Raw genomic sequence first — 13,170 nt, forward strand, 5'->3', positions numbered from 1 at the left:
ATCAAGTAACGTCAACGCCCGACCTGACGTTACTTCAGGAACACCACCCAATCAAAAGCCCCGCTAGCAATAGCGGGGCTTTTGTGTCTTGGTAGAATGGTGCTTTGAGTTCAGCAATTATCCGAAATAGATAACAATCTTATATTACAAAATCAGAAAGCAGGAATCAACCGGTTTTATGATTTCCCAAAAAATACCGACAAAAGGGCTCCGGGGAAAGAAAAAAGGCAGAAAGTTATTCTGCCTTAATATGTTATCGGAACAATGATCAGTCCCGGACGATTTTAAGAATCTCGGCGACCTTTTTGTCGAGAAGCTCTTTTGTTTTTGCCTCGACATTGAGCCGCAATAGCGGTTCGGTGTTGGATGGTCTGAGGTTAAACCAGAAATCGCCGAAATCCACCGTCAGACCATCGATTCGGTCCTGTTCCCCGCCGGAAAAGTGGTCGGCAATCTCCTCGATTTTATCGCGGGCCGATTCAACCTTGCTGTTAATCTCCCCGGAACGAAAATATGGATCGATTTCGGCAATTTTTTGGTGAAGCGGTCGATCGCTTTTACTGAGAAGCTCCAGGCAAACCAGAAAGGCGATCAGTCCGGAATCGGCAAACCAGTTATCGCGAAAATAAAAATGGCCCGAATGTTCGCCGCCGAAAATGGCGTTATGTTTTTTCATCAACGGTTTGATGAGGGCGTGGCCGACCCGGGTACGGATGGCCTTGCCGCCCAGGCGTTCGACCAATTCCGGGACCGCTTTAGAACAGATCAGATTATACAGAATGGTCTCGCCGGGGTTTTTATTCAAGAGGCTTTCGGCCACCAGAGCCGTAACCATATCCCCCCCGACCTGTCGGCCATTTCGATCAACCAGAAACATCCGATCAGCGTCACCATCAAAAGCCACACCGAAATCCGCTTTCTCGTCGGCGATTTTCTTTTGTAAATCGGCCAGGTTTTCGAGTTCTATGGGTGAAGCGGGGTGATGTGGAAAAGAGCCGTCCAGTTCAAAATAAAGAGGAATGAGTTTGACCGGCAGTCTCTCGAAGACCGGGGGCAGGGTTAATCCGGCCATGCCATTGCCGGCATCGACCACGATTTTGAAAGGTTTGATAACCGAGAGGTCGATGAATGACAGGCAGTGTTCGGCATAATCACCGGAGATATCTTTGCGGGCAATATTACCGCGCTGGGATGATTTAACCAGGGTATCGTTGATGAGGGCATCCCGAATTTTATCCAGTCCGGCCTGACCGGAAAGCGGCAAGGCTTCCCTGCGGCAGACTTTGAAGCCGTTATATTGTTTGGGATTGTGGCTGGCGGTAATCATAACCCCGCCATCGTATCCATATTTTCCGACCGCAAAGTAGAGGCCGTCGGTGGAAACCAGACCCAGATCGACGACATCCACACCGTGATCCAGAATGCCGCGGGCCAGAGCCTCGAACAACTCCGGTGATGAAATCCGCATATCTCTCCCGACCGCGATTGAGGTTGGTTTCAGGTAAGCCGCCAGGGCGTTGCCGATACGATAGGCAATATCGGTATTCAACTGATCGGGAACGATGCCACGAATATCATAAGCCTTAAAAATTGACTTGTCAAAATCCATCTCGTTTCCTCTGATTCGCTGTTTAGGGAGTTCAAATATATGACATAAAGGTCGGTTCCGTCAATGGTTTTTCCCGGCCGGCTAATTCTTTCACTGGTCGGTGGGTGTATTTTATTTATCGACATATCCATTTAATATTTATCACGTATTTCAGGATTATGCCTGCCGGTGGTGGAATTTCTCATTATAATCTGCAATTTTCATAGGCGCACGAGTCGTCATTTTGTTATCTTGAGCCGATTATGGCTCTTGGAATCAACAGAGTATCCTTCCTTACAGTTGCCTTTTCAAACTTTACTATCTGGATCGGATTTTATGCCTGGAGAATCATTTTCAATAATTTTGCAGTGGAGATTTTCGATGCGTCGCCAGCAGAGATCGGGATCATCCAGTCCGTGAGGGAAATTCCGGGATTGCTGGCTTTCGGGGCCGGGGCCCTGGCCCTGATTCTGACCGAATCCAAAATTGTCTCGATTTCGGTTATCCTGGTGGGGTTGGGATTAATCCTATCCGGCTTGGCTCCCTCTCTGGTTATTTTTGGCCTGGCCACTCTGGTTATTTCTTTCGGTCTTCATTATTTCGAACCGCTTAATACGTCGCAACTGCTTCTTTTGGCTTCAGCCGACAATTATGGAAAAATCCAGGGTCGACTCCGATCGTGGGAATCAATTGCCGGTTTAACCGGGGGTTCCCTTGTCCTGATCCTGACCTTGTTTCTGTCATACCGGGCGACGTTTTACGCGGTTGGCGGATTAGTTTTACTGATAGGTTTGTACCTTCTGGCGGCTATTCCTCCTAATCGGGGTCTGGCTGAGAAGCGCAAATTGACGCTGAAGAAAAAATACTGGCTGTATTACACCCTGTATTTTCTTCGGGGTTGCCGCCGACATATTTTCACGACTTTTGCCATATTTCTGCTGGTAAAAAATCATGGTCTGAATATCACCATGATTTCCGGGATCATTCTGGCCAATAATCTGATTACTATTTTTACCAATCGCTGGTTGGGAATACTCAGCGACCGATTGGGCGAGAGAGCGGTCATGGCGGGATGTTCTTTTATTCTTATTTTCATTTTTTCAGGCTATGCTTATGTTGATTATTTACCTCTCCTGATTATTTTCTACCTGATCGACAATATTTTATTCGGATCCTCGATAGCCCTGAAATCGTACTTGAGAAAAATTTCAACCGGCGAAGATCTGACCGGTTGCCTGGCCATGGGAATGACGGCCAATCATATTACGGCCGTCGTTATTCCGGTTGCCGGGGGAGTGATCTGGGAATTATTCGGGTATACGGCGACATTTCTGATCGGCGCCGGCATTGTTCTGATTGATATGATTTTCGCCCTGCAACTTCCACGCAAGGGAGCATCTGATTGATCGCGGTGTGCAACCCTGATTCCCGGTTGTTCTCTCATTGTCTGACAAAAATCCGGAAAATTCTCACGGGGGTTGCCTATTTGTTGTCATTCAATTATAATATGACATGAATTTTATCATCCAACTTATAAAATAGAGATTTATTATATGAAAAGATTACTATCCGGAAACGAGGCGGTTGCCCGAGGAACTTTCGAGGCCGGTGTAAAGCTGGCCTCGGCCTACCCCGGTACCCCCTCAACCGAAATACTTGAAACTATAGCCGAAGAATACCCCTCGATCTACGCCGAATGGTCACCCAATGAAAAAGTCGCATTCGAGGTCGGTATCGGAGCCTCCCTGGGAGGTGCACGCACGCTGGTGACCATGAAGCATGTCGGGCTCAACGTGGCGGCTGATCCGCTGATGACGTTCGCCTATACCGGCGTCGGGCAGGGCGGATTTATTGTTATTTCCGCTGATGATCCCGAAATGCACTCCTCACAAAATGAACAGGATAACCGCCTGTTCGCGAAATTCGCCCAGATCCCTTTTCTGGAACCATCGGACAGCCAGGAAGCCAAAGATTTCATGCTGAAGGGATATGAAATCTCGGAAAAATTCGATACCCCGGTGATGCTTCGCCTAACCACCCGGATTTCCCATTCCAAAGGGATTGTCGAGGAATCCGATCCAATGGAGCCTCGGGCAGTCGGCTTTAAACGAGATATGGAAAAGTTTGTGATGATTCCCTCGAATGCTAAAAAACGTCATGTGGTTTTGACCGAACGGTTGAAAAAACTGGCGGAGTATTCGGAAACGACCGAGTTGAATACGGTCGAGGAAAACGGCTCCGAAATAGGGATTATCACTGGCGGGATATCATACCAGTATGCCAAGGATAATCTGCCGGACGCCGACTATTTTAAGATTGGTTTCGGTTTCCCGCTTCCGCTGAAAAAGATCAGTAAATTTATCGAGTCGCACAAGCGGGTGATTATTGTCGAGGAGCTGGAGCCGTATTACGAGGAAATTATCCGGGCCGCCGGAATGAAGGTGGAGGGAAAAAAATATTTTTCCCGGCTCGGGGAATTGTCGCCGTACAAAGTCGGCCTGGGATTGAAAGAAGCCGGCTTGATTGATGAGATTAAGGGAGCCGAGATCGAAGCCGGCCCATTATTCCCGCGGCCGCCGGTATTATGTCCGGGATGCCCGCACCGGGGCGCTTTCATGGCGCTTAAAAAAGTCGGGGTAGCGGTAACCGGTGATATCGGCTGTTATACCCTGGCCATGCTTCCGCCCCTGCAAACGCTCGACAGCTGTATCTGTATGGGGGCTTCGATCGGAACTGCCATCGGGATGGAAAAAGTCGGCGGTTATGATAAGGGAGTGGTGGCGGTTATCGGTGATTCCACTTTCCTGCATTCCGGAATAACGGGTTTGCTCGATGCGGTTTACAATAAAAGCAATATTACCGTTATGATTCTGGACAACCGGGTAACGGCCATGACCGGCGGACAGCAACACCCGGCCACCGGCTATACGCTGATGGGGGAAAAGACCCGGGCGGTTGACTTTACGGAATTATGCAAAGCTCTGGGAGTTGAATCGGTCCGGGTGGTGGATGCTTATGATCTGAAGGCCATGATCGATGTCATAAAAGAGGAGATGGCTCGGCCGGGGCCATCGGTGATTTTAACCAATCGTCCGTGTGTCCTGATGCCGAAGAGGATTATGGATCGACCCTATGTAGTCGATCCGGAGTTGTGCAACGGATGCACGGCCTGTTTCCGGATTGGCTGTCCGGCCATTATGCCATCGAAGGAAATGACCAAACGGAACAAGCCCAAAGCGGTTATTGACCCGGTCCTGTGTACGGGATGCAGTCTTTGCGCCCAGGTGTGTAAACCCGAGGCGATTGTCCTGGCCGAAGAACCCGTGAGTGTAAAGTGAGGTGGATTATGAATGAGGTTATCAATGTTCTGATAGTCGGGGTCGGCGGTCAGGGAGTCCTTCTGGCTTCGGAGGTTCTCTCGGAGATGGCCATGAAGGCCGGTCTCGATGTGAAAAAGTCGGAAGTCCACGGGATGTCGCAGCGGGGCGGAGTGGTCAGTTCCCATGTCAAATTCGGTCCCAAAGTATATTCGCCGATTATTCCCTATGGTCAAGCCGATATATTAATTTCGTTCGAGCAAGCCGAGGCTCTGCGGGCGGTCGACTGGATAAAAAAAGACGGCCTGATAGCGACTTCACGGACCCGCCTGGTGCCGCCGATTACGGCCGGGGGGAAATTCAAATATCCCGATGATCCGGTGGCGGATCTTAAGAAGAAAGTCAAAAACGTGATTGCCATTGACGCCGATAAAATCGCCCTGGAGCTGGGGAATCCCCGGCTGGTCAATATTCTCCTTTTGGGGGTGGTTTCCAGCCGACTGGATTTCGAGATTTCGGTCTGGGAAGAAGCCATCCGGGCCCGGGTTAAAGCCAAGTTTGTCGATTTGAATCTGAAAGCGTTTGCCCGGGGCCGGGAACTGGCCAAGGAGTCGGCCGGGGCGGCCGTTTAGGCCATTAGCGGGGAGGGAAATTATGCGGAAGGTGATAATCGTAATCAATCCCGGATCAACATCGACTAAAATGGCGTTGTTTGAAGAGAAAGCCCGGATGGTCGAGGAGGTAATCACGCATCCGGCCGATCAGCTGGCGGCTTTCGATAATGTCGCCGATCAATTCGAGCTGCGGATGAAAAATATCGATGATTTTTTGACGGCCCAGAAGATCAATGAAAAAGAAGTTGTCGCGGTGGCCGGACGCGGGGCGCCTCTCAGACCGCTGGATGGTGGCGTTTACCAGATCAACCGGAAGATGCTCGATGATCTCCGCGAAATGCGCTATTCCAACCATGCCTCCAATCTCGGAGCAATTATCGCCGACCATCTGGGGAAACGATACCATGTCCCGGCGGTTATTGTCGACCCGGTGACGATTGATAATTTCACCGACATTGCCCGTCTTTCAGGAATCCCGGAAATAGAGCGGAAATGCCGGGCTCATGCTCTCAATATCAAGGAAGTCTGCCGCCGTCATTCCGAGACAATCGGGAAATCGCTCGAGCATTGCCGCTATGTGGCGGTCCATATGGGAGGAGGGATATCAATCGCGGCTCTTGATCGGGGGCGGATTGTTGATGTTAACGATGCTTTACTGGGGATGGGCCCGTATTCGCCGGACCGGGCCGGCGCCCTGCCGATCGGGGCTCTGGTCAAACTGGCTTATTCCGGCCGTTACAGTGAAAAAGAGCTGATTACCCGATTATCACGGGAGTCGGGATTAAAGGCATATCTCGGGGAATCGGATTTGCGCAAGGTGGAGCAGATGATCGAAAACGGTGACGACAGGGCGGCTCTTTATTTTTATGGCATGGCTTATCAAATCGCCAAGGAGATCGGGGCCTGTGCGGTGGTTCTTCGTGGGGAATTCGATGGTATTATTCTCACCGGCGGCATGGCCCGATCGGTAAAACTGGTAAAATTATTACGGGATTATATCTCTTTTCTGGGCGAAGTCATCGTGGTTCCGGGCGAATTCGAAATGGAAGCGCTGGCGGCCGGAGCCCTGCGAGTTCTCAATAAAACCGAAATCCCCAAAGAGTATTAAACCCGGATTGACAGGAAGGGAGATGCTATGGACGGTAAACCAATAACCTCTTCCGATCAAATTATCGAGTCGGCTATCAGACTGGCCCGAATAGCCGGGAAGAAAGTGGTGGCGGTCGCTGGGGCAAGCGATGTCGATGTTCTCGGAGCCCTGGCCTCGGCGCATGCCGATGGGATTCTCGAGGCGGCCCTTTTCGGCGAGAAGAATAAAATCGAAAAAGCGGCCGATGAGGGCGGGATCGATATCTCCGGTTTGGAGATCATGCCCGAAGCGGATGCCGCCGGGGCTGTATATGGGGCGGTTAAAATGGCCGCCGAGGGTCGAGCCGATATCATTATGAAGGGCTTTGTATCAACCTCGGCCCTGCTTAAAACGGTTCTCTCCCGGGATTTCAGCCTTCGTACCAAAAACCTGGTTTCACACACTGCCGTTCTGGATATCCCCGGTTATCATAAACTGCTGTCGATGACCGACGGGGGGATGGTGGTCCGGCCGAATTTCGATCAGAAAATTCAGATAATCGAAAACGCTGTATTGGTCGCCCGGGCGCTTGGTCTGATGCCGGTCCGGGTGGCTATATCCGGGGCATTTGACCAGGTCCGGGAGGATATGCCGTTGACGATCGAAAACAGCGAAATCAAAGCCCGGATCGAGATGGGAAATATGGAGGATGTAGTCATCCAGGGTCCGATGACATTCGATGCCGCCACATCCGCCGAGGTATGTAGAATCAAAGGTATTACCGGTCCGGTGGCCGGTCAGGCCGATATTTTCGTGGTCAACAGCATCGAGGAGTGTAATATCATTGCCAAAGCTTTGATTAATTTCGTCGAGGCGGTTTTTGCCGGAGTTATAGTCGGGGCCCGGGTGCCGATCAGCCTGGTATCGAGGACCGATACCATCAAGAATAAAAAAGCCTCGGTGTCAATTGCCTGCCTGGTGGCGGAATACTACAAGCAGAGCGGTGTTATGGGAGGTGACCAATGATCAGATCCTTTGCCGAACTTGAGGACCAAGTTAAGTCCGGAAGTGATGGGAAGAAAGTCCCCCGGATGGGAATTATATATCCGCGCGGCGGGAAATGTCTCGAGGCGGCCACCGCCGCGGCCTCCGAGAAAACCGTAAAGGTCAGCCTGATTAGTCCCCGTGAGGCCATTGAGGATTGCATCGTCAGAGAGGGTTGCGACCTGTGCGGGATGGAAATAGTGAATGTTGACAGCCTTGAAGAGGCCGTCCGAACCGGTGTGAAAATGGCCCGCGCCGGGGAGCTTGATTTTCTTTTAAAAGGTTCGGTCGGAACGAGGGAGCTTATCGATGTTCTTCTCCTTTCCGATACAGGCTTTGTGTCAGGAGGCGGGATTCTGTCGCATGTCGGAATCATGGAAACCGAGCGGTATCACAAGCTGATATTTATTACCGATGCGGCAGTCAACAACGAGCCGGATGCCAGTACTAAAATCGCCATCACGCGCAATGCCGCCACGGTGGCCCGGAAACTGGGGGTGGAATCGCCCCGCGCGGCACTTCTGGCGGCCGTTGAAGCCATCTATCCGGCTGTCCCGGTGACGATGGAAGAAGCGGCTATAGCCAAGATGTCGGATCGGGGGCAGATTAAGGATGTCATTATCGATGGTCCGTTGTCTTTCGATGTAGCTATCAATGCCGAGGTGGCGCGATCAAAGGGTATTACCAATTCAGCAGTGACGGGCGAAACTGACATTTTTGTCGGCCCATCGATGGAAACGGCTAATGGCCTTTATAAGGCGATGGTGATTTATGTCAGGGCCAGGGCGGCCGGTTTGATTTGGGGAGGGATAGCCCCGCTGGTAACCACTTTCGCGGCAGATCCGATCGAAAATGTGAGCAATTCAATCAGGCTTGGAATATACCTTTCGCAAACCCGAGACTGAGAACTTATTGTCTTGACACCAAATGATTTATGGTGTATTATCCGGTATCAGCCGGTAGGCTGCGATCAAGATGACGGGTAATTAACTCACAACATTGCTTGACCCATTCTCGTCAAAAAAGAAGAATCATTTCGAATATATCCGGTTGATGCCGGTATATAGATAAATTTTCGCATCATCAGAACATAAATAAGGAGGCTAAGAATATGGGGAAGCTATTGCTTGCCATGATGGTGGGTTGCGCCCTGCTGATGGCCGGGTGTAGCGGCGATGATAATGGTACCGGTGATAATAACAATCAGCCAATGACCGGTGATCCTCTGCCATTGGCTGTCGGTAACGCCTGGAGCGGTACCACGCGGACCACCACAATCTATGATACCAGTACCGTTGATATAATTTATTTCGTGACGGCCGATAGTGTCGTGGGCGAGGAAAACTGGTATCTGATAAAGAGCAAGGCCAACGGAACGACCGGCCTTTTCGGCTGGTTTACGGTTCGCCAGGACGGCGTCTATGTAATTACTGCCGAGAATGATCTGGGGGTGGCGGAACCGCAAATGATATTTAAATTTCCGGGGAAAGTCGGGGATAAGTATACTTCCAATCTCTGGGGGGCAACCTACACGATTGAAATCATAGCCCAAAATGTGAGTGTTACCGTTCCCCAGGGATTTCACGCCTGTTGCCAGTATGAATTGAGAGTCGGCCAGTCGGGATACTCGGGTATTTTTCTGGGGCCGAATACCGGTTTTGTCAAAATGGAAACTTTTGGCAGCAGTTATTCCTATCATTCCAACTGGGAACTCGACACCCTGGTCCTCAAATAGCCATTCTATCCCTTTGCCGCTCAGCCGCCGATCATGATACGGCGGCTGAGACGGGGTATATAATTTCCTCTATAATTCAAGAAATCAAGCTGATTTACTGGAGCATACGGTTTTATATTGGCTTATGAAGGGCTAATGCTATATTATCCCGGATGGTAACCGATAAGTGTATTAATATCTATGTCATGACATAATGTAATTAACGGGCATGAATTAGATCCTCGATCATATTAATGTTGATAAGCTGTGGATAAGATGTTGCTAACAGTGAAAAGGATTGGGATAACAATTGTCTAAACCGATCAAAGTTCTGGCTATTGACGGGGGCGGTATCCGGGGGGTGATTCCCGCCACTATTCTGGCCGAAATTGAGCGTCGAACTGCCAAAAGAGTTTCCTCGATGTTCGATCTGATTGCGGGGACTTCAACCGGCGGCATCCTGGCCCTGGCCCTGGCCAAACCGAAAAAAGACAACCTTCCCGAATACCGGGCCTCGGATTTGACTTCGCTTTATGAGAAGAAGGGTGTCAGGATTTTCTCCCGTTCGTTGTGGCATCGAATTCAGGCGGTCGGTAATATCGCGGAAGTGAAATATACATCGGAGGGGATCGAGAAGGTTCTCGAGGAGACGTTCGGTAAAACGCGACTGAGCGAATCGCTGACCGGGGTTTTGGTAACCAGTTATGATATCGAGCGGCAGAGGCCATTCATTTTTAAAAGCACCCAGGCCGTGTTGGATAAATCCAATGATTTTTATATGAAAGATGCTGCCCGCGCCACCTCGGCCGCACCCACTTTTTTTGAACCATGCAAACTTATGGCCAGCAGTCCGGCCGAATATTATGCCCTGATTGACGGATTGGTTTTTGCCAGTAATCCGGCCATGTGTGCCTTTGTCGAAGCCAAGAATATGTTTCCCGACCGGGATGAATTTCTGGTCGTGTCGCTGGGGACCGGCGCGGCCACCAGCCGGTATATTTACGATGATGTCAGAAAATGGGGTGCTATCCAGTGGACCCCGCCACTTCTGGATGTGGTCCTTCATGGCATCAATATCACGGTCGATCACCAGATGAGTCTGCTTCTGCCCCCGTGCGGCGGACATGAGTGTTATTTCCGTTTCCAGGTGTCGCTGGATTCATCCAATGAGGCAATGGATGACACTTCACTGTCCAACATTCGAACGTTGAAACTCCTGGCCGAGGAATTAATTCGTAATCACGAAGATAAAATGGATGAACTCTGTCAGCGATTGCTGGCTTGATTTCAGACCCATATCCGGGCATAGTACTTGAGGCTGGCCAGGAATAATCCCCATCCGATCGTCAGATATAAGGGTGAGAGATAAATCTTCGGGATCGGCAGATGGCGCAGGGCGTACCCCATAACCATCATGATCAGGACAATGAAATAGCTTCTGATATTCTGGAAGGCGAACAGACAGATTTTATCCTTTCCCGGAGCCTGTTGAAAAATCCGTACAATATTTCGTTTGGCCAGCTTCGAAAAACCCAGGCGATTGATCGGTATTCCCGCCACAACACCGATACTGAATGCCAGGATTGAACCATATCCGGCGGGTATCAGCCATGAAATCGCGGCGATCATTAAACCAATACCGACCAGCGACCATACCAGACCAGCCAGCAATACCAGGATTTTCCTGTCGACAGCGGGCGCTTTCATATGTTTTAAGAACAGAATATTATGATATTTGTGTCAAGATATTCCTGAATTGAAATAGTGTTTGACTTAAGTAAAAGGCGGTACCGGTTGGCCGTACCGCCTTGATATAAATATATAAAATCCGGCTGTTATTTCATCACATGCATCATAGTGAATACATAATTACTGGCCAGATCGTGAATGGTCTGGGCTTTCATGGCCGCCCCGTGACCGGCCTCGGTTTCCTCGTAATACCACACCTGTTTGCCCAAACGAGAGAGGACATAAGCAAAACGCCGGGGATCTGAGGGCGGGACCCGGGGATCGTTAAATCCGCCGGTGACCAGAATCGGTTTACTGACCTGCTCGGCATAGAAGATCGGGGCCACTTTGCGATTCAGATCGCCGCCCACCGGTCCGTATTCTTTCTCCCAGGACGGGATGAAGACCGGGTTGGAATTCAGGATGGTATGATCGGGATCGGATACACCCACCTCGGAAACGATACAGGCCACTTTATCGGAGCACTGGGTGGCCAGCCAATCGACAGTGTAGCCGCCGTATGAGGCTCCCCAGATGGCGATTTTATCGGGTTTCGACCAGCCCTCGTTGATCAGGTAATCGATAGCCGCCTCGTCATCCTTAAGAGCATTGAAACGCCCTTCCAGATTGTCAGCCTGTTCATAGGCCGGGCCATAGCCCGATGAACCCCGGACATTGGGAAGCATATAAATAAATCCATTACTCAGGGCAAAAGCCATATTCCTTTGGAAATAGGGTCGGCTCTGGCCGGCCGGGCCGCCGTGATAATTGATGATGGCCGGATTGGTACCGTCTTTGGCGGCGTTTTTCGGGATATAGATAAAGGCCGGGATCATGGTCCCATCGTAGGATTTGTACTTGATTAATTCGACTTTGACATTTGAAAAATCATTTCCAAAAGTCGAAACCTTGCCTATTTGCTGCAGTTTGTTTTCACCCAATTTGAATTTGTAAGCGGTCGGCGGCATGGTCGGGGAAGAAAAATCAAAAACCACATCGCCGGAATCATTGCTGCCCATGCTGGAGATAATTCCGATTTCGGTCTCCGGCATCGGAATTGGTTTGCCATTCAGATCAATAGCCGCCAGCCGGGAATAGCCTTCCGTGTTCAAGATCATAAACAGACGGCCGCTTTTGCGGTCGAATCCCGATTTATCGATTTCCACCTTCGGATCATAGAGAACTCTGAATTCATTAGGTTTGGCGGGATCGAGCAGGCAGTACTTCAGAAATTCTTCCGGTTTGGATTTGATCGATGTCATGGTCAGGATTTTACCGTCTTTGGTAAATTGGGCGCCATTGAAAATGGCGGTATCGGAAAGAACCGTCATTTTATTGGCGGCCAGGTCGTACAGGCACAACTGCGACTCCGAGGCCGAGTAACTTCTCATAACGGTCATTTTACCCTTATAATAATCGCCGGGGAAAAAGACCCCAGGTTCGGTATAGATGGTATCAAGAATACCGGTTGACAGAGTATAGCGGGCAAAATGAATAGTCCGGCGATCGTACGGAACGACATAAAATTGATCAGGATTGTCTTCATCAAAAAGCGGTCCGAAGAAGGCCGTTTTACGGTCCACCAGGAGCGGCCGGAATTTGCCGTCGCGGGAGAAATACCACAGGTCATGCATTTCATCGCCATGCTTGTAAACGCTGACAATGATAAAATCCCCGGACGGGTAAACGGCATAGTCAGAGATGGTAAATCCTTCTTCAGCCCAGTTATTGGGGGTTATCTGGATCGGCCAGCCCATAGGTTTGTCCATATAAAACAGGGCCGCGCTTTCCCCCGTCAGGCGCATCAGAAAATATATCCGCCCGGTATTATCGATCTGGGGAGTGGTAATCATGTCGATACCCAGTAAAAAGGTCAGTTGGTTGACCGTAGGTTCCCAGTATTTCGACGATTCCAGCATATTCGTTGTCAGCGCTTTGGTGCTGTCGATGAAGGACATTATTTGGGTCGTATCTGTCATAACCCAGGAGTCGATTTCTTTGAGCAATCCTTCGACTTTCCCCGAATTCTGTGCCGTGGCCATCGAAAATATAAGCACACCCAGTAAAACGGCCATGGCGATAGTTCTTGAAACCAT

The 13,170-nt window shown here is 50.2% G+C and carries 11 protein-coding genes; 8 read left to right on the top strand and 3 right to left on the bottom strand.

Annotated features, from left to right (window positions below; translation table 11 throughout):
• Nucleotides 1-268: 268 nt before the first annotated feature.
• Nucleotides 269-1,609, bottom strand: coding sequence for a phosphomannomutase/phosphoglucomutase (gene manB / locus JXQ28_06175; protein ID MBN2277316.1), 1,341 nt, complete (start codon nucleotides 1,607-1,609; stop codon nucleotides 269-271).
• A gap of 242 nt (nucleotides 1,610-1,851) precedes the next feature.
• On the opposite strand from manB, the gene JXQ28_06180 reads away from it, so the two are divergent.
• From JXQ28_06180 to JXQ28_06215, 8 genes are all read left to right on the top strand, one after another.
• Nucleotides 1,852-2,994, top strand: a complete 1,143-nt coding sequence (locus JXQ28_06180; protein ID MBN2277317.1) for an MFS transporter — start codon at nucleotides 1,852-1,854, stop codon at nucleotides 2,992-2,994.
• A gap of 147 nt (nucleotides 2,995-3,141) precedes the next feature.
• On the top strand, nucleotides 3,142-4,926 hold the full coding sequence (gene iorA / locus JXQ28_06185; GenBank protein ID MBN2277318.1) for an indolepyruvate ferredoxin oxidoreductase subunit alpha: 1,785 nt from the start codon (nucleotides 3,142-3,144) through the stop codon (nucleotides 4,924-4,926).
• 8 nt (nucleotides 4,927-4,934) lie between these two features.
• Nucleotides 4,935-5,537: an indolepyruvate oxidoreductase subunit beta gene (locus JXQ28_06190; protein MBN2277319.1), complete on the top strand. Its 603-nt coding sequence runs from the start codon at nucleotides 4,935-4,937 to the stop codon at nucleotides 5,535-5,537.
• A gap of 22 nt (nucleotides 5,538-5,559) precedes the next feature.
• Nucleotides 5,560-6,627: a butyrate kinase gene (gene buk / locus JXQ28_06195; GenBank protein MBN2277320.1), complete on the top strand. Its 1,068-nt coding sequence runs from the start codon at nucleotides 5,560-5,562 to the stop codon at nucleotides 6,625-6,627.
• 27 nt (nucleotides 6,628-6,654) lie between these two features.
• Nucleotides 6,655-7,614, top strand: a complete 960-nt coding sequence (locus JXQ28_06200) for a phosphate butyryltransferase (GenBank protein ID MBN2277321.1) — start codon at nucleotides 6,655-6,657, stop codon at nucleotides 7,612-7,614.
• Nucleotides 7,611-8,537: a phosphate butyryltransferase gene (locus JXQ28_06205; GenBank protein ID MBN2277322.1), complete on the top strand. Its 927-nt coding sequence runs from the start codon at nucleotides 7,611-7,613 to the stop codon at nucleotides 8,535-8,537. Before JXQ28_06200 ends, JXQ28_06205 begins: the two co-directional genes overlap by 4 nt.
• 206 nt (nucleotides 8,538-8,743) lie before the next feature.
• Nucleotides 8,744-9,367, top strand: a complete 624-nt coding sequence (locus JXQ28_06210; protein ID MBN2277323.1) for a hypothetical protein — start codon at nucleotides 8,744-8,746, stop codon at nucleotides 9,365-9,367.
• 289 nt (nucleotides 9,368-9,656) lie between these two features.
• On the top strand, nucleotides 9,657-10,631 hold the full coding sequence (locus tag JXQ28_06215; protein MBN2277324.1) for a patatin-like phospholipase family protein: 975 nt from the start codon (nucleotides 9,657-9,659) through the stop codon (nucleotides 10,629-10,631).
• A 2-nt stretch (nucleotides 10,632-10,633) separates the two neighbouring features.
• Here JXQ28_06215 and JXQ28_06220 read toward each other — a convergent pair whose 3' ends face one another.
• On the bottom strand, nucleotides 10,634-11,053 hold the full coding sequence (locus JXQ28_06220) for a hypothetical protein (protein MBN2277325.1): 420 nt from the start codon (nucleotides 11,051-11,053) through the stop codon (nucleotides 10,634-10,636).
• A 128-nt stretch (nucleotides 11,054-11,181) separates the two neighbouring features.
• Nucleotides 11,182-13,170, bottom strand: coding sequence for a S9 family peptidase (locus tag JXQ28_06225; GenBank protein MBN2277326.1), 1,989 nt, complete (start codon nucleotides 13,168-13,170; stop codon nucleotides 11,182-11,184).

The sequence above is a fragment of the Candidatus Zixiibacteriota bacterium genome (assembly GCA_016933955.1).
In the GTDB taxonomy this organism is placed as follows: Bacteria; Zixibacteria; MSB-5A5; order GN15; family PGXB01; genus JAFGTT01.

What these genes read in the sequence shown, in the direction of transcription:
- JXQ28_06180 (MBN2277317.1), top strand. Translation starts at nt 1,852, where the DNA reads ATGGCTCTTGGAATCAACAGAGTATCCTTCCTTACAGTTGCCTTTTCA.
- manB (MBN2277316.1), bottom strand. Translation starts at nt 1,609, where the DNA reads ATGGATTTTGACAAGTCAATTTTTAAGGCTTATGATATTCGTGGCATC.
- JXQ28_06210 (MBN2277323.1), top strand. Translation starts at nt 8,744, where the DNA reads ATGGGGAAGCTATTGCTTGCCATGATGGTGGGTTGCGCCCTGCTGATG.
- JXQ28_06190 (MBN2277319.1), top strand. Translation starts at nt 4,935, where the DNA reads ATGAATGAGGTTATCAATGTTCTGATAGTCGGGGTCGGCGGTCAGGGA.
- JXQ28_06220 (MBN2277325.1), bottom strand. Translation starts at nt 11,053, where the DNA reads ATGAAAGCGCCCGCTGTCGACAGGAAAATCCTGGTATTGCTGGCTGGT.
- JXQ28_06225 (MBN2277326.1), bottom strand. Translation starts at nt 13,170, where the DNA reads ATGGTTTCAAGAACTATCGCCATGGCCGTTTTACTGGGTGTGCTTATA.
- JXQ28_06200 (MBN2277321.1), top strand. Translation starts at nt 6,655, where the DNA reads ATGGACGGTAAACCAATAACCTCTTCCGATCAAATTATCGAGTCGGCT.
- buk (MBN2277320.1), top strand. Translation starts at nt 5,560, where the DNA reads ATGCGGAAGGTGATAATCGTAATCAATCCCGGATCAACATCGACTAAA.
- JXQ28_06205 (MBN2277322.1), top strand. Translation starts at nt 7,611, where the DNA reads ATGATCAGATCCTTTGCCGAACTTGAGGACCAAGTTAAGTCCGGAAGT.
- iorA (MBN2277318.1), top strand. Translation starts at nt 3,142, where the DNA reads ATGAAAAGATTACTATCCGGAAACGAGGCGGTTGCCCGAGGAACTTTC.